The organism is Actinobacillus pleuropneumoniae (assembly GCF_003290385.1).
In the GTDB taxonomy this organism is placed as follows: Bacteria; Pseudomonadota; Gammaproteobacteria; order Enterobacterales; family Pasteurellaceae; genus Actinobacillus; species Actinobacillus lignieresii.
Map to the genome: position 1 here is coordinate 1,878,561 of NZ_CP030753.1, position 15,352 is coordinate 1,893,912.

A 15,352-nucleotide genomic window follows, 5' to 3' on the forward strand; every position below is an offset into this window, starting at 1 on the left:
AACCATTATTTCGCCACAAAGCGGTTAAAGCGGCGTTCGAGTTTTGCTTGAATCAAGAAAAGTACCCAGCAGAAACACCAGTAAATTAAACCCGCCTCAATATATACCGGCAAGAAGTCGTAGGACATATTCGCCATTTGTTGTGCGACACGGAACATTTCCGTTACGGTTACCACAGAAGCCAATGAAGTATCTTTAAACAAACCGATAAAAGTATTACTTAACGGCGGTATAACGACTCGAATCGCTTGCGGTGCAATAATCCGGCGGAAGGTTTGCATATAAGTCATACAGATGGTATAACCGGCCTCCCATTGCCCTTTCGGTACCGAAGAAATTGCCGCGCGTACGGTTTCCGAACCGTATGCTCCGATATTCAGAGAGAAACCGATAATCGCCGCCGGAATAGGATCAATATACACACCGATCGCCGGTAAGCCGTAAAACACTACCGAGATTTGCACCAACATCGGCGTGCCTCGGATAATCGAGATATATACTTTAACAATCGCAAGAGCAATGCGATGCAGCATACCGTTTACCGGCGTCACCCGAATTAAAGCAACACCGACTGCAATCGCCATCCCGATAATAAAAGAAGCGATTGCTAGCGGAATCGAAACTAAGACCGCCGCTTCAACCATGGGGAAAAAGGCATCCATCACCAATTTCACACGCGCTTCATCCATAAATGGAATTTGCAGTAACAAATTTTCTAACACAGACTGTCCTAATAAAAATTAATTTGACCAAATTCTAAGGGATATAAATGGAAATGTACACGTCTAGACGGCTAAATAAAAAAATAAGCGGTAAAATTTACTAAATTTTTGGTAAATTCTACCGCTTGTCGCTTTTTAAATTCCTAAATTACAGGCTTTTCGGCTTGCTCACCATAATCTCAATCACTTGGCGATCAGTATATTGCATACTGCGGGAAGCTATCGCACAAAGGTTGTTGATCGAACGGTCGATTTGGTGTTCGACAATCCCTTCGTTGCCGGTGACTTGCGTATCGTCCAACGCCATTAAAATCGATTTATAGCTCGAACTGACACTGGTTGAAACTTTCATCGCACAGCTATTTGCCGCACCGTCACAAATAATGCCGCTGATGTCGCCGATCATACTGCTGATTGCCATACTGATCGCTTCAAATTTACCGGTTAATAACCATGCGACGCCGGCACAGCTGCCCATTGCCGCCGTAGTGACCGCACATAACGCCGAGAGTTTCGGTAATTTGCTATGAATATAAATCGCCATTAAATGCGAAAGAAATAAAGCACGAATCAGCTGTTCTTCGCCGGCGGCTACATGGCGAGCAACTACCACCACCGGCATTGTGGCGGTAATCCCTTGGTTGCCGGAACCCGAATTACTCATTGCCGGTAAATTTGCGCCGCCCATGCGTGCATCGCTGGCAGCGGTAGTTTCAATCACGATACGATTAAGCAAATCATCGCTAATTAATCCTTTACCAATTTGTTTTTGCAAGGTACGCCCGATATGTAAACCGTAATCTTGATTCAGCCCTTCTTGTGAAAGCGCACTATTTAAAATTGCCGCCTGTTGAATAAAGCGAATCTTCTCCAACTCCACATTTAAAGAAAAATCATAAATATCTTTTGCATTTAAATTTGCGAAAACATTTTCCGCATTTTCACTTTCTACTACGCAAGGCTTGGAAAACAGTAATTCGCCGTTTTTCTCAATATAAATCACATTGGTATGATGAGCGGCGATACGTACTTTCACTTGCTGATCGGCATTAAACAGTGTGGCTTCGGAATAGAGAATATGTTCGGTATCGGAAATGCTCACTTCGATTTTATGATCGTTGATCATTTGTTTCGCCAGTGCCACTTGCTCGGCAGTAATTTGTTTTAATACTTCTAATCCACCCTTCGGATCGCCACCAATCGCCCCGATTGCCGCCGCCATGGTTAGCCCTACCGTTCCAGTACCGGGTACGGTTACCCCCATACCGTTTTTCATTAAATTCGGCGATACTTTAGCCTCGATCCGATCCGGTAATGCGCCTAAATATTGACGAGCAACCGCCGCTGCTAACGCCAAAGAAACAGGTTCGGTACAACCCAGTGCCGGTACAACTTCTTGTTGTACGGTGGCAATAATCGCTTGTTCTAATTCCGATTTAAACTTCATTGAGTGTTATCCTTAATTATTAATGCGTGATATTGTTATTATAAAAATTTATCGAAATAAAATTTTACTAAAAAAGCCGTATTATACGCCACCGTTTAATCGGATGATTTTCATTCATTATTATCCGTTTTAAGTTTTAGCTAAAAATCGGCGGAAAATGACCGCTTTTTGATTTAGGTCTAATCGCTACCCCGTCTTGATTATAGAGCCGTCTCATTTCCAAATTTATAATTCCGACTAATTTAATCAACTATATTATTAGGAGTTTACGATGTCCGTTTTAACTGATAAAGATTGGCGTACTGCACCGCTTGGCGAAATTATTGATTTTATTATCCCTCGTTTTCACGATACACATCGCAATCAATTGCCAACGCTGATTGAATTGGCGGAAAAAGTGGAATCCGTTCACGCAGATAGTGCTGATTGCCCGAAAGGTTTAGCGGAACTTATTCGTAAAGTTTATGCGGATTTAGTGAATCATATGATGAAGGAAGAACAAATTCTGTTCCCATTGATTAAAGCCGGCAGAGGAAAAATGGCGGCGGCACCGATTTCCGTGATGGAAGCCGAACACGATGAAGCCGGTAATGATGTCGAAGAGATGCAGAAACTGACCAATAACTTTACTCCGCCAGAAGGCGCTTGCACTTCGTGGCGCAATTTATATCAAGGCTTACAAGAATTTGCCGCCGATTTAGATGCGCACGTAGATTTGGAAAATAATAATTTATTCCCTCGTGCGTTAGCCGGCGACCAGCCTTAAGCAAAAACAAGCGGTTGATTTTGAAGAAAAATTTGCAAAATTCTTGTGAAAATCAACCGCTTGTATCACATTTCAAAATTAAGTAGATGCTTTTGAGAATAAGTTAATTACTAGCACGCCGGCAATAATCATTCCCATACCGATAAAGCCCGCCAAATCCGGTTTTTGCCCGAAAGCGAAATATGCCACAATGGCGGTCAGTACGATACCGACACCCGACCACACAGCATAAACAATACCAATCGGCAATGTTTTGGTAATCACCGACAATAAATATAACGCTATCACAAAAGCGCCGATCGCCACTACGGTCGGTAGCGGTTTGCTAAAACCTTCGCTTGCCTTAATGCAATTACTGCCAATCACTTCAATAACAATCGCAAAGCCTAGTAAAACCCAAGGATTCATCAATTTCTCCGAAAACAAAAGCGGTTGGATTTTGCTCATTTTTTGCAAATTTTCAGCAAAATCCAACCGCTTTTCAAATTAATAAAATTAGATTGCGCGTGTACCTAATTGGAAAATTACCACTTCCGCTTGGCAACTAAAACGGAAATTCGCATCCAGTAAAAAACCGCCCTCTACCGCTTTAATTTCACTGGTGATTTCACACGGTTCGCTTTCCGTATCGCGTGCTTTTTGGGTTAATTTCACAAGTGCTTGTTCCGCTTCCGCTTGTGTTTCATATACTTTTGCAAATTTCGCATCTCGTTCACTATTATCAATGATTGAGCCGACATCAAAAGTGTTACAACCCACACATTCAACCGGTTTATCTGATTTCATAAAAACCCCTATAAATTATAAGTTAATCACCCTGTTACTCTAATACTAAAGCGAGTTTGAATCAACCGAGCTTTATGCTGTTGTTGATTTACAATAAAAAAACGGTCGTAAATTCCGGTGAAAATACGACCGCTTATTGATATATATTAGAAATTAGAAGCCAGCTTGTTGTTCTAGCTGTTCTACTAACGCATCGTCTAAGCCGAGAGCTTCGGCAAGGTCGGCGAGGAAGACGATTTCTTTACGAGCTAAATCGGCACATACCACGCGAGCGGCTAAATAAACTTGCGCCGCTAATGCCGGATTGTTACCGACTTGCGCCGCAATTTGTTGTACGGTTGCCGGCTGGTACATCGCTTGTTCAATCCATTGATGAAGTTCCGGATCTTGTCCCGCTTCGCCTAAAATGGCTTGTCTTTCTTCGTCAGAAATCGCACCGTCAGAAGCCGCGGCAGCAATCATTGCTTGTAAAATCACTTGGCTGCTTGCTTGGGCATTTTGTTCGGTCACCGCAAAATTTTCTTCACTCACCGGAGCGGCTTGCGTTTGATTTTGCTGATATTTTTGATAAGCCTGATAAGCAAGGCTGCCGATTGCCGCCAGTGACCCTAATTTGGCTAAGCCTGAACCGCCGTTACGTCCGAAGATCATCGAAAGAATGCCGATTGCCGCCGCACCGCCGCCGATTTTGGCGACTTTATCGGTTGTGGTATTGCCGTTCATCGCATTTTTTGCCGATTCTTGTGCAACGCTTAACACTTGATTTAAAATTTTGCTGAAATCCATAGGGTTTCTCCAATAAGATTGAGGGTAAATACGCTTAGCGAACTAAGTGCCTATTTGTACGTCAAATTAGCAATAAGTTCCGTTGTTTGCCAAGCAAATTTACCTATCATTTAAAACGCAAGCGGTCGTAAATTCCGATGAAAATACGACCGCTTGTCTAACAACTTAGAATTTATTTCACTTCCAGTAAATCCACGATATTAATCGCAATCGGCTGGCTTAACAGCTCGGCAAATTGAGCGCCGGCATCAATAAAATGTACTTGCTGGGTATGTAATGCCAAATCTTGTTGCGATTGCCATTGTTCCACAAAAGTATAAACATTCGGCTGACCTTGCACCGCACCGCAGCCGTAAGAAATACAACCTTGGTCGTTAAGCGAAGCACGAATTAAGTTTTGTGCCAATGCTTCAAATTCTGCGATTTTATCCGCTTTTACATGGCATACTGCATAAACTGCGATCATAATTGCTCTCCTAAATTAAACAATATTGGACTGAGCTTTTAAAACTTGCCCAATCCGCTCAAATAAATGTTGAATGATATCCGCTCGATGTGCAAGCACTCGAACCATCAATCCGCCTTCATTCAACTGCGAAACGCCAATCAGCATATTTTTTTGCTCAGCGGCTAAAGCTTGTAATTCGCTTACCATTGCCTTAATTTCGACAGCATTTTTTGCCAAATTAACATAAGTGAGAGAGCCTTGATGTGAAAAATCTTCCATTTGGCTCAATGACGTCAATGCCATTTTTGCCGGTAGCCACTGAATACGGTCGGCAATAATCGGTCGATTTTGGTAAGAAATTCGCAAATAGGACGCAAAATGACGGAAAGCAAATCGCTCGCCGTTTAACACTCGCCCAATCGCCACAATCTCGCCGTAAATTAGCTCGGACTGCTCGCTCATCTCAATTTCGGTGGTTTGCTTAAAACTACTGTCTTTATGTAACACCAACGGATGCGGAAGATAAAACAAGCGGCTATTTTTGCCCAATTTTATGCAAGTTTTTTGCGTAGCGTAATCGCCCTCATTCATTGATTGCACACGAGTAAACGCCTGCGTATTCAACGAAAGTGCGGTATCGTCCGCCAGCGAAATCTCAATATCAAGTAGATCACTTGCCAACAAACCGGGCGAGGACGACATTTGCATCGCATTCAAACCGTTTTGCCAAGCATCATCATAAGCAGGCAAGGTCATCACTTTAAACGGCGGCGACACAAAATATTGATCGAGCTGCGTTTTGCCCTGTGAGGTTAATTTTGTTGAGAGTAAAAGTTTGCTTTGCATATTGCAGTCTATTTTTAAAATCTCCCCCAACCCCTCTTTACAAAAGAGGGGGGATGAAAACTAGAGAAAAGTAGGGATCGCCCAATCCCCCTCTAATACGTTCCCCCTCTTTAGTAAAGAGGAGATAGGGGAGATTTGTGCGATGCTCAACCGATTATTTTTTGAAAATTAACGAACTAAAGACGCCGGATCTTCAATATTTTTTAACAATGCGTATTTTTCGATCCAACCGATCACGCCATCAAGGTTTTCGTTCTTCATCAAGTTAGTGAAAATAAACGGCTGACCGTTACGCATACGGCGAGCATCTCGCTCCATCACGCTTAAATCCGCTCCCACAAAAGGTGCTAAGTCAGTTTTATTAATCACTAATAAATCCGAACGAGAGATACCCGGTCCGCCTTTACGTGGAATTTTCTCGCCTTGTGCCACGTCAATCACGAAAATCGTTACATCCGCTAAATCCGGGCTAAAAGTTGCCGAAAGGTTATCGCCGCCCGATTCAATAAAAATTAACTCAACTTCAGGGAAACGAGCCACCATTTCGTCCACCGCTTCAAGGTTCATCGAAGCGTCTTCACGAATTGCCGTATGCGGACAACCGCCGGTTTCTACACCCATAATGCGTTCAGGCGGAAGCAAACTGTTTTTAGTTAAAAACTCCGCATCTTCTTGGGTGTAAATGTCGTTAGTAATAACCGCAACACTGTATTTGCTTGCGATTTCACGAGTTAAACGTTCGATTAACGCGGTTTTCCCCGCTCCCACAGGGCCTGCCACCCCGATTTTGATATATTTACGCATTGGTTTTCCTATTATTCAAATTAAGACATATAAAGTCTTGTATAAAGCTGTTCGTGTTGCATTGAGCGAATATCGCTTGCCAGCGTTGCCGCACCAAGCCAGTCGAGGTCAGGATTTAGGCTATTTTCGACCGCTTGTGCCAGTGGTGTGCGTAGTGCAAATAAAATATCTTGCCCGTCCATTTGGCTTAACGGTACCAGTTTCACGCCGTTAGTCACCACCCCGACCGCCGCATTGTAGTAAAACGCATAGAGCGTTTCGGCTTTATCAAGATTCATCGCCTGTGCGACCATCGCAAACACAATCGGGAAATAACCCTGACAACGTTTTTCACTGACTGCCTGTTGAAATTCGCTCAGTAACGGGTGATTTTCATAACGAATAAAAATCTTCAGCAATCGTACACCTAATTTATAACTGCCCTCTCGACTCTCACGAGCGATTTTACTGGCGGCAAGCTCTTGATCTAACGCCAACAAGCGGTCTAAATCGTGGTTTGCCATTGCATCAAATGCCAGTGATAAATACGCACCGTCATTGTAAATCCAGTTCTGCATCAGCTGGGTTTGAACATACTCTTCAAGACTTGCTCGACTGTTCACTTTGCCTTGTTGTACAAAGGTTTCCAAGCCATTGGAATGATTAAAGCCGCCGATCGGCAATGTAGGATCGACTAAGTGTAACAACGCCCCTAACTGCCCCATCCGGGCGAAATCTAGTGCTTGTGCCAATTTCCGTCTCCGTGATGATGATAGCCGTGATGATCGTGCGAATGGCTATGCCCGTGTGAATGTCCGTGTCCCTGCGCCGAGTTTGCTCGCAACGCTTGGCTTAAACGACGTTCTGCTTTTTGCGGTCCAAATCCGGCCGCTTGTAGCCATTCAAACATTGGTTTGTCGTATGGAAGCGTCACTTCATCGCCGTCTAAAAATAATGGCGAATGTTTGTTACCGATTTCATAGCACGCACGTGCCATTTCCGGTAAAGTTTTCGGTGAAAGCACAATGACCTCAGACGGCAAAATTTCAATCGCAATCACCAGGCTCTCGCTCACAAAAACTACATCATCGTGCTTCAAACGTTGCCCTTCTTTCAGTAAACGAAACGCCACTTCACGTCCTGATTTCGACGTTTTACGTAATATATTGCGTTCACTTTCATACCATTGCAATTCAACAGTGTCGATTTGTTGATTGGTAATTTTGCCTGAAGCTTTTAGCTCGGCAAGATTGCCTAAAATATCTTCCATGACTGGGAGGATTGGGTTAAGGATTTGCATAATTGTATTTTTCATTATTTTCCTAGCACGAGCCGTGCTAGGTTCGTTAATCCAAGCCACGTTGTGGCTTTTTTGTATTGAGCCACAACGTGGCTCTGATTAGCTAACCGCATACGGCTCGTATGCGGTATTACACGTGTGGTTTTGTCTCCGCCAACACTGCATATTTGCCATTCATTTCTTCTGCCCAAGCGGTCAAATTCGGGTGATTTTTTGCAAGATCGTAGCCGAGTTTTTCGGCACGGAATTGCAACCAATCAATTAAACAAACCGCTGTGATTGTGCCGATATTGAGTTCTGTACCAAACGGTTCAATCGCTTTTTCAAGCTGTGGAAATGATCGGATATTACGTTCCATTAACTGTTCTTGACGGCTTGTCCACCATTCGTTTTCAGGGCGAAGTAAACGTTCCGCCATAATCGGTACGGTGTTTTCTAAAATACCGTCCGCTAAATTGTGTAGAGCCAATGCAGCCCAACGAAATTTACCGCTTTCCGGGAAAAGTTTTGGTTGGTCGCCTTTTTGATCAAGATATTCGCAAATCAGTTGGCTGCCGAATAACCAGTTGCCGCAATTACGCTGTAAAGCCGGTACACGTCCAAGCGGATTGTCTTGGTTATGCGGCGAATTTGGATCAAATGACGAACTAATTTTTAACAGCTCGGTTTTAGCTTCTAATTGTTGATGTTTTAGCGTAACTAACACTTTACGCACGAAAGGACTAGTGGTGGAATACCAGAGTTTCATTATTTAAATCTCCCCTACCCCCTCTTTACAAAAGAGGGGAACTGATTTTAATGAAGAATGAAGATCTTAATGCTTCCCCCCAACTATACCCCTCTTTTGTAAAGAGGGGCTGGGGAGATTTTGCTAGAACAAGAAATAACGCTGTGCAAGCGGCACTTTGGTAGCAGGTTCGCAAGTAATATGCTCGCCGTCCACACGTACTTCGTAGCGTTCCGTATCTACGGTAATTTCAGGCGTTGCATTGTTGTGAACGAGGTCTTTTTTACCTACATCACGACAACCTTTTACCGCGAGGGTTTCTTTCTGAATGCCGTATTGGGCTTTGATGTTCGCATCCACGCTCGCTTGTGAAACGAAATAAACCGCACTTTCGGTATTCGCTTTCGCATTCGCCCCAAACATTGGGCGGTAGAATACCGGTTGTGGCGTTGGGATTGAAGCGTTCGGGTCACCCATTTTAGCAAAGCTGATAAAGCCTTTTTTCATCACAAATTCCGGTTTTACGCCGAAGAATTGCGGCTTCCACAATACGATGTCGGCTAGTTTACCCACTTCAAGCGAGCCGACGTATTGGCTGATACCGTGAGCAATTGCCGGATTAATCGTGTATTTCGCAATATAGCGTTTAATACGGAAGTTGTCGTTACCTTCATCGCCCAATGCGCCACGCTGCGCTTTCATTTTATCTGCCGTTTGCCACGTACGAGTCACTACTTCGCCGACACGTCCCATTGCTTGAGAGTCTGAACTCATAATCGAGAACACGCCCATATCGTGCAGAATGTCTTCCGCCGCAATTGTTTCGGGACGGATACGGCTATCCGCAAATGCCACATCTTCCGGCACTCGTTTATCTAAGTGGTGACAAACCATTAGCATATCCAAATGCTCGTCAATCGTGTTCACGGTAAACGGACGGGTCGGATTGGTGGAAGCCGGCAATACGTTCGGGTACATCGCCGCTTTAATAATATCCGGTGCGTGACCGCCGCCGGCACCTTCGGTGTGGAAGGTGTGAATCACACGTCCGTTAATCGCTTTCATCGTGTCTTCTAAGAAGCCACTTTCGTTGAGCGTATCGGTGTGAATCGCTACTTGCACGTCCATCTCGTCCGCCACTTTTAACGCTGCGTCAATCACTGCCGGTGTTGCCCCCCAGTCTTCGTGGATTTTTAAGCCTAACGCACCGGCAACCACTTGTTCTTTAAGCGGTTCGAGCATAGAACAGTTACCTTTGCCGAAAAAGCCGATATTGACCGGTAACGCTTCGCAAGCTTGGAACATTCTTTCGATATTAAATTTACCCGGTGTACAGGTGGTGGCATGCGTGCCGTCCGCCGGGCCTGAACCACCGCCGATCATCGTAGTAATGCCGTTTTCGATAGCGTGTTGTGCCTGTTGCGGGCAGATCCAGTGAATGTGAGTATCGATACCGCCGGCGGTCGCAATTAAATGTGCGCCGTTATGTACTTCGGTGCTTGCGCCGATAATCATATTTGGCGTAACGTTATCCATCGTATCCGGATTACCCGCCTGACCGATACCGACAATGCGTCCGTCACGAATCCCGATATCCGCTTTGATAATGCCTAATTTTGCGTCGATAATCATCACATTAGTGAGGGCAAAATCCAATACGTTCGGATTATCACGGGTAGCGGTGCTTGATTGTGCCATACCGTCACGCACCGATTTACCGCCGCCGAATTTACACTCATCGCCTTTGGTTAAAAAATCTTGTTCAATTGTCGCCCATAAATCGGTGTCGCCTAAACGGACTTTATCACCGACTGTCGGGCCGTAAGTCGCTACATACTGACTGCGTGGGATTGTTAATGCCATTTTCTTACTCCCTATAATTTGCCGTCGATTTCGTTATGGAAACCGTAAATCACTTTATTACCACCAAACTCAACCAGTTCCACTTCTTTCGCTTCGCCGGGCTCAAAACGTACCGCATTGCCTGACGGCACATTTAAACGCATACCGCGCGCCTGTAAGCGGTCAAATTTTAGGGCGTGATTGGTTTCAAAAAAATGGTAGTGCGAACCGACTTGGATCGGACGGTCACCGCTGTTTACGACTTCTAATTTGACGGTTTTGCGACCCACATTCGCTTGTACATCACCGTCCGCTAATTGGTATTCTCCGGGGATCATTTTTTATTCCTTATTTGTTTACTTTCTCCCCTTGAGAGAGAGGCAGCAGAAAATTGCGTCAGACAATTTTGTGCAGAGAGAGGGGAATTTGCAAAATATTGCGATTTTACACCGCTTTCCCCTCTCCCTGATTTTTCATCTATACGAAGAAAAATCTGTCCCTCTCCCACAAGGGGCGAGGGTTTATTTTTATCTAATAGGGTTATGTACGGTCACCAATTTTGTGCCGTCCGGAAATGTCGCTTCGATTTGAACTTCGTGTACCATTTCCGCAATACCTTCCATCACATCATCCACCGTCAGTAACGTTGCGCCGTATTGCATCACTTCCGCCACCGACATTCCGTCACGTGCCGCTTCCTGTAAGTGGCTGGCGATATAAGCGATTGCTTCCGGATAATTCAATTTTACGCCTCGAGCTTTACGTTTTGCCGCCAGCTCACCGGCAAGAAACAACATCAGTTTTTCTTGTTCTCTTGAAGTTAAATGCATTTTGTACCTTCTTTTTGTTTGTGTTTGTAAAATTTTTCTGAAAATAGACCGCTTGCTTATGACCGTTTTGACTAAGGATTCAGCAATCTGACTAATTTGTTTTTATCGAAAGCGGCTTTATCCAGCTTGGATTTAACCGCCAATAATAACCAACTGGCGATAATAAAACCGATGGTATAACTCGGTATGCCTAAACTTGAAATACTAAATTGGATTAAGACCGCTAACAGCGATCCTAAAATAATATAAACAAAGTTACGGAAACGATCGCCGGCAAAAGCGCAAGCGACGAGAATCGGAGAGAAACCGTAAATACCGTTTGCGAGTTGGTTCGGTTGAACGGTTAATAACTGGTTGGCAAAGGAAGTGCCTATGGTTGCGGCGGCTAAACCGTACATGGCAGCCATCGGAGAATTAATCGAGATGGCAAGAAAAAGTAAAATACCGGTAATGATACTGGAGCCGAAATTGACTTCCGCCCAAGCGTAAAACGGCTCGCCGATTGCCTGTAGCGTATTCGTATTATCCGCTAATGCGGGTGTGGTCTGAGAGAGATCAAAGAAATGATATTTAGCAATAGCCCCACAAAAAATCCAGCAGGTAAATACGAAGGGGAAAGTAAAAGCGATTTTATTCCGTTTGGTAAATTCTCGCATAATCAGGGTTGCTACGATAGACGCCGATACCGCGTTTAGCCAAATCATCGGGTTGCTTGCATCCACTAAGCCGAAAGTAAACATCACACACATAAACGCAAGACTGGCATTAAAACCGTATAATCCCTGTTCAATCTGCCGTTGAGGATATTTAAGCAAAGATGCCGTATATGTGCCGATTAATGCACCGAGAAAACACCCCACACCGAGCGTCCAATGACTAAAAAACATGGCGATGACGATCACCAAACCGGACAAACCGTTTTCTTGTAAAAAGATTTGCCCTACCCCGGTAAGGGTGGATTTAAGCAGCTTCATTTTTCATTCCCGTGTGTTTGCACCACTATTTTGTGGTTTATTTTGTTAAATAAAGCGTATCTGTTGCGAGTGTTCGACAAAAGGTTTGATCATGTGAAGCAATTAACATCGGCAATTTTAATTGTTTGAGTAAAGCGGTTAATTTTTCACAATTTTTTGCATCAAGCCCGTTTGTCGGCTCATCAAGTAATAACATTTTAGGTTGCATCGCCAATACGCCGGCTAATGCGGTAAAATTTTTTTCTCCGCCGGAGAGTAAATTGACCGGACGGTCTTTTAGGTGAGCAATACCGATTTGTTCCAACTGCGTAAGGGCGATATGATAGGCTTCCGCTCTTGTGTAGCCTTGATTTAATACGCCGAACGCCACATCGTCCAATACCGTAGGGCCGAATAGTTGATCTTCCGCATTCTGGAAACACAAGCCGATCGTTCCTCTAAACGGCACAAAATCTTTTTCAATTTTACACCTTTTGCCGAATAAAGATATCTCTCCCGATTGAATGGGTACGAATCCCAATAAAGAAAGCAGTAATGTCGATTTACCCGCACCGATTTCACCTTGTAGAAATAAACACTGTTGAGCTTCGAGGGTAAAACTGAGGTTTTCGATAATAGGCTGTTGATTACGGCAAATCGTAAGATTGCGGACTGTCAGTATATTCATTTATGTATTCTTATTTGCAGGGCTATTTTTCACCAAATTTAAATCCGCGGGCTTTTAAAGCGATTTCGGCTTTTTCCGCCCTTACCATCGCATGAATCAATAATAGCGATACCTTTTGGGCGATAATCATCAAGGTTCTCATATTGCATTTCGGCTGATAGCCTCTAGCGCGCATCGCCATATCCATTTTACCGTTCAGTTCGGATAATAATGCGATATAGCGTATCGTCAATACAAAGAGATGAATAAACTTGCTTGGTAACGGCAATTTACCGATTGCCTGTACTAAAACGGTATCCGTTATATTAAATAGCCCCAGCCACATGACCAAGACAATTAAATTCATACGTAAAGAGATTAATAACGCCAACTCAAACCCTTTTTGGTGCCATTCGATGCCGTTTGAACCTATATGCCAACTCAAAGTAAGCAATATCAGTAATGTGAAAAGATTAAACTTCAGCCAACGAAGACACAAGGTTTTCAGCGAATACTGCGCGTAAAAATGCAACCCGATCAGCAAAATCGCCGTGCAAGCGGTCAGAATAAATAAAATATTTACGGAATGCAGCGCACTAATCGCTAACCCTGCGACAAAGATATAAATTAAACGCCAATGTGGTTGCAATAATACCGTCATGACTAATTAATCGAAATGTAAGGCGGAAGGCATCATTTTGGTGAGCGTCAATACAACCCCCACGCTTACGATACTATCGACAACAAAAATAGGTAAATGAGAAACAATAAGCAAGCCGATCAAATCGGTATAAGCCTTACCGCCGTCGAACGCTAACACCAACGAAGCCAAAAATGCCGCCCCGCCGACTCCGATAGTTCCCACGCAAATACCCGTAAAGATCAGGTAATTGCGTGATAAATTTCGTTTCAGTGAATTGCGGAAAAGATAATGAACCAGTAATGCAGGTAATGCCATAATGCATAAATTTACGCCGAGTACGGAGAATCCGCCGAACGAAAACAACAAAACCTGCAATAAAAGCGCAATTAAAAAAGCGGGAAATACCGTCCACCCAAGAAATAATCCCGCCATCCCATTGAGGATAAGGTGAACGCTTCCTATCCCGACCGGCACGTGAATCGTCCCCGCCACAAAAAATGCCGAGGCAAACAAAGCGGTTAATGATAAGCGGCGGTAATCTAACTTACGCAGACCGATTGCCACTCCCGCCAGTGCGATTACCGCACCGGTAATCAGGGTTGTGGAATGTAAAACACCTTCAGACAAATGCACTTACTGCTTTTCCCTTTTCGCTTTTAATAACGCAAAAAGACCGAATAAACCGAAGATATAACCGATTCCGCCTAAAATATCGTGTAAATAGATTTTATCTTTTAATTTATGTAAGTCTTCACGCAATAACTCGAATTCGGATCTTCCCATCGCACGTTTCGCGATATTATCCGCAACTCTCTCCGCTCTATGACCTTCAGGCCCGTCAATCACGACTTTAAACGGCCCGGTGGTCGTTACCGGAAGGACAAAATGCCCCGACGAATCGGTTTTACCCGAAACGATAGGCAGCTCCGGATTGTCCCCCATACCGAGCTGATAGGCTTCTACATAAGTTTCCGCCGCGGGAGATTGATCGGAATAATATGCCCTGCCGGTAATTTCATCGCCGTCATATTGTGCAAAAAGATACAAATTATGCGCTATTGCTTGAAATGAAAACAGCGATAAAACGAGGACCAATAAATATCGAACGACTTTCATCATTTCACATCAAACGTCAGCATATATTCAATTGAACGTTCGGTATAATCCGGATGTTCAACCCCTTTTTCTTCAAATTCCGCCCAAACTTTATTAAATCCCGCAACAGGGGTAAATTGAGCGATACCTTGTGCATTCGTAAGCTCAAACGGCTTATCTTCACCGCTGCCGACTTTAATGCCGGAAACCGGTTTTCCTTTATGTAAGACTAAAACGGATAACGGCTTACCCGCTTCCGGTTTGGCTTGAGGTACTAATTCGTAATCCATATTATGCGATTTAGTCGCTTGTTCGTTCCAAGTTAAAATCGCTTTGCCGAGTTTAACCGGATTGAGGCTTAATACGGCGCTAGGCGCTTCTTTTTTAGTTTTTTCGATATATTTACCGCTAGGTAATTTTGACCATACGCCGTTATCAAATTGGAGGAAAACGATAGGATAAACATCCGCTTTAAAATAAGCTTCGCCGTTTTGGAATTGGTAGGTTGCAGCTTCGAGAGAACCGTCGCTTTTAAGTAACTGAATGGATTTTAATTTATGTTCCGGATAACTTTCCGTGGTTTCATGCCCGAATTTTACCACATATTCATCTTTATTCTTTGTCGGCTCTAACCATACATTATGTGCTTGAACAAACGATGTCATCAAAAAACCGCTTAATAAGATTGTCATTTTTGCAAATCTCATTACA

21 protein-coding genes are annotated in these 15,352 nt (G+C 43.8%); 1 reads left to right on the forward strand and 20 read right to left on the reverse strand.

Annotated features, from left to right (window positions below):
- Positions 1–5 precede the first annotated feature (5 nt).
- Entirely contained in the window at positions 6–722 is a 717-nt protein-coding gene (locus DRF63_RS08815; protein WP_005598975.1) for an amino acid ABC transporter permease, read from the reverse strand.
- Between the two features lie 148 nt (positions 723–870).
- Positions 871–2,169: an L-cysteine desulfidase family protein gene (locus tag DRF63_RS08820; RefSeq protein ID WP_005598977.1), complete on the reverse strand. Its 1,299-nt coding sequence runs from the start codon at positions 2,167–2,169 to the stop codon at positions 871–873.
- 271 nt (positions 2,170–2,440) lie between these two features.
- Between DRF63_RS08820 and DRF63_RS08825 the strand changes: the two genes are divergently transcribed.
- Positions 2,441–2,935 carry a hemerythrin domain-containing protein gene (locus DRF63_RS08825; RefSeq protein WP_005598980.1) on the forward strand — a complete coding sequence of 165 codons (495 nt, stop codon included), beginning with the start codon at positions 2,441–2,443 and terminating at the stop codon, positions 2,933–2,935.
- Positions 2,936–3,013: 78 nt separating this feature from the next.
- Here DRF63_RS08825 and DRF63_RS08830 read toward each other — a convergent pair whose 3' ends face one another.
- The 18 genes from DRF63_RS08830 to DRF63_RS08915 form a co-directional block, all read right to left on the reverse strand.
- A complete protein-coding gene (locus DRF63_RS08830) occupies positions 3,014–3,343 on the reverse strand; it encodes a DMT family transporter (protein ID WP_043991906.1) in 330 nt (109 codons plus the stop codon).
- An 87-nt stretch (positions 3,344–3,430) separates the two neighbouring features.
- The gene (locus DRF63_RS08835) at positions 3,431–3,721 is read right to left on the reverse strand and encodes a YfcZ/YiiS family protein (protein WP_005598984.1); all 291 of its coding nucleotides are present in this window, start codon (positions 3,719–3,721) and stop codon (positions 3,431–3,433) included.
- Between the two features lie 153 nt (positions 3,722–3,874).
- Positions 3,875–4,507 (reverse strand): tellurite resistance TerB family protein, encoded by a 633-nt coding sequence (locus DRF63_RS08840; protein WP_005598986.1) that lies wholly within the window; start codon positions 4,505–4,507, stop codon positions 3,875–3,877.
- A gap of 172 nt (positions 4,508–4,679) precedes the next feature.
- Positions 4,680–4,973: a putative quinol monooxygenase gene (locus tag DRF63_RS08845; RefSeq protein WP_005598989.1), complete on the reverse strand. Its 294-nt coding sequence runs from the start codon at positions 4,971–4,973 to the stop codon at positions 4,680–4,682.
- 15 nt (positions 4,974–4,988) lie between these two features.
- Positions 4,989–5,801 (reverse strand): urease accessory protein UreD, encoded by an 813-nt coding sequence (locus DRF63_RS08850; RefSeq protein ID WP_005598991.1) that lies wholly within the window; start codon positions 5,799–5,801, stop codon positions 4,989–4,991.
- A 168-nt stretch (positions 5,802–5,969) separates the two neighbouring features.
- The gene (gene ureG, locus DRF63_RS08855) at positions 5,970–6,605 is read right to left on the reverse strand and encodes an urease accessory protein UreG (RefSeq protein WP_005598992.1); all 636 of its coding nucleotides are present in this window, start codon (positions 6,603–6,605) and stop codon (positions 5,970–5,972) included.
- A gap of 20 nt (positions 6,606–6,625) precedes the next feature.
- Positions 6,626–7,309 carry an urease accessory protein UreF gene (locus DRF63_RS08860; RefSeq protein ID WP_005598994.1) on the reverse strand — a complete coding sequence of 228 codons (684 nt, stop codon included), beginning with the start codon at positions 7,307–7,309 and terminating at the stop codon, positions 6,626–6,628.
- 11 nt (positions 7,310–7,320) lie between these two features.
- Positions 7,321–7,884 (reverse strand): urease accessory protein UreE, encoded by a 564-nt coding sequence (gene ureE, locus DRF63_RS08865; RefSeq protein ID WP_042655078.1) that lies wholly within the window; start codon positions 7,882–7,884, stop codon positions 7,321–7,323.
- 130 nt (positions 7,885–8,014) lie between these two features.
- The gene (locus tag DRF63_RS08870) at positions 8,015–8,632 is read right to left on the reverse strand and encodes a glutathione S-transferase (RefSeq protein ID WP_043991907.1); all 618 of its coding nucleotides are present in this window, start codon (positions 8,630–8,632) and stop codon (positions 8,015–8,017) included.
- Between the two features lie 123 nt (positions 8,633–8,755).
- Positions 8,756–10,474 carry an urease subunit alpha gene (gene ureC, locus DRF63_RS08875; RefSeq protein WP_005598999.1) on the reverse strand — a complete coding sequence of 573 codons (1,719 nt, stop codon included), beginning with the start codon at positions 10,472–10,474 and terminating at the stop codon, positions 8,756–8,758.
- An 11-nt stretch (positions 10,475–10,485) separates the two neighbouring features.
- Positions 10,486–10,791 carry an urease subunit beta gene (gene ureB, locus DRF63_RS08880; protein ID WP_005599002.1) on the reverse strand — a complete coding sequence of 102 codons (306 nt, stop codon included), beginning with the start codon at positions 10,789–10,791 and terminating at the stop codon, positions 10,486–10,488.
- A 189-nt stretch (positions 10,792–10,980) separates the two neighbouring features.
- On the reverse strand, positions 10,981–11,283 hold the full coding sequence (ureA, locus tag DRF63_RS08885) for an urease subunit gamma (protein ID WP_005599005.1): 303 nt from the start codon (positions 11,281–11,283) through the stop codon (positions 10,981–10,983).
- A gap of 71 nt (positions 11,284–11,354) precedes the next feature.
- Positions 11,355–12,257: an urea transporter gene (locus DRF63_RS08890; RefSeq protein ID WP_005599006.1), complete on the reverse strand. Its 903-nt coding sequence runs from the start codon at positions 12,255–12,257 to the stop codon at positions 11,355–11,357.
- A 37-nt stretch (positions 12,258–12,294) separates the two neighbouring features.
- Complete coding sequence (locus DRF63_RS08895) at positions 12,295–12,924, reverse strand: energy-coupling factor ABC transporter ATP-binding protein (RefSeq protein ID WP_005599008.1); 630 nt, start codon at positions 12,922–12,924, stop codon at positions 12,295–12,297.
- Positions 12,925–12,946: 22 nt separating this feature from the next.
- Entirely contained in the window at positions 12,947–13,564 is a 618-nt protein-coding gene (locus tag DRF63_RS08900) for an energy-coupling factor transporter transmembrane component T family protein (RefSeq protein ID WP_005599011.1), read from the reverse strand.
- A gap of 6 nt (positions 13,565–13,570) precedes the next feature.
- A complete protein-coding gene (gene cbiM, locus DRF63_RS08905) occupies positions 13,571–14,179 on the reverse strand; it encodes a cobalt transporter CbiM (RefSeq protein ID WP_005599013.1) in 609 nt (202 codons plus the stop codon).
- Entirely contained in the window at positions 14,180–14,593 is a 414-nt protein-coding gene (locus tag DRF63_RS08910) for a hypothetical protein (RefSeq protein ID WP_005599015.1), read from the reverse strand. It abuts the gene before it with no gap.
- A 68-nt stretch (positions 14,594–14,661) separates the two neighbouring features.
- Positions 14,662–15,348, reverse strand: a complete 687-nt coding sequence (locus DRF63_RS08915; protein WP_005599017.1) for a DUF4198 domain-containing protein — start codon at positions 15,346–15,348, stop codon at positions 14,662–14,664.
- Positions 15,349–15,352: the final 4 nt, after the last annotated feature.

Coding starts and splice junctions, on each gene's coding strand:
- ureE (WP_042655078.1), bottom strand. CDS start 7,884: ATGCAAATCCTTAACCCAATCCTCCCAGTCATGGAAGATATTTTAGGC.
- DRF63_RS08870 (WP_043991907.1), bottom strand. CDS start 8,632: ATGAAACTCTGGTATTCCACCACTAGTCCTTTCGTGCGTAAAGTGTTA.
- ureG (WP_005598992.1), bottom strand. CDS start 6,605: ATGCGTAAATATATCAAAATCGGGGTGGCAGGCCCTGTGGGAGCGGGG.
- DRF63_RS08860 (WP_005598994.1), bottom strand. CDS start 7,309: ATGGGGCAGTTAGGGGCGTTGTTACACTTAGTCGATCCTACATTGCCG.
- ureA (WP_005599005.1), bottom strand. CDS start 11,283: ATGCATTTAACTTCAAGAGAACAAGAAAAACTGATGTTGTTTCTTGCC.
- DRF63_RS08890 (WP_005599006.1), bottom strand. CDS start 12,257: ATGAAGCTGCTTAAATCCACCCTTACCGGGGTAGGGCAAATCTTTTTA.
- DRF63_RS08850 (WP_005598991.1), bottom strand. CDS start 5,801: ATGCAAAGCAAACTTTTACTCTCAACAAAATTAACCTCACAGGGCAAA.
- ureC (WP_005598999.1), bottom strand. CDS start 10,474: ATGGCATTAACAATCCCACGCAGTCAGTATGTAGCGACTTACGGCCCG.
- DRF63_RS08895 (WP_005599008.1), bottom strand. CDS start 12,924: ATGAATATACTGACAGTCCGCAATCTTACGATTTGCCGTAATCAACAG.
- DRF63_RS08845 (WP_005598989.1), bottom strand. CDS start 4,973: ATGATCGCAGTTTATGCAGTATGCCATGTAAAAGCGGATAAAATCGCA.
- DRF63_RS08830 (WP_043991906.1), bottom strand. CDS start 3,343: ATGAATCCTTGGGTTTTACTAGGCTTTGCGATTGTTATTGAAGTGATT.
- ureB (WP_005599002.1), bottom strand. CDS start 10,791: ATGATCCCCGGAGAATACCAATTAGCGGACGGTGATGTACAAGCGAAT.
- DRF63_RS08900 (WP_005599011.1), bottom strand. CDS start 13,564: ATGACGGTATTATTGCAACCACATTGGCGTTTAATTTATATCTTTGTC.
- DRF63_RS08825 (WP_005598980.1), top strand. CDS start 2,441: ATGTCCGTTTTAACTGATAAAGATTGGCGTACTGCACCGCTTGGCGAA.
- DRF63_RS08915 (WP_005599017.1), bottom strand. CDS start 15,348: ATGAGATTTGCAAAAATGACAATCTTATTAAGCGGTTTTTTGATGACA.
- DRF63_RS08840 (WP_005598986.1), bottom strand. CDS start 4,507: ATGGATTTCAGCAAAATTTTAAATCAAGTGTTAAGCGTTGCACAAGAA.
- DRF63_RS08835 (WP_005598984.1), bottom strand. CDS start 3,721: ATGAAATCAGATAAACCGGTTGAATGTGTGGGTTGTAACACTTTTGAT.
- DRF63_RS08820 (WP_005598977.1), bottom strand. CDS start 2,169: ATGAAGTTTAAATCGGAATTAGAACAAGCGATTATTGCCACCGTACAA.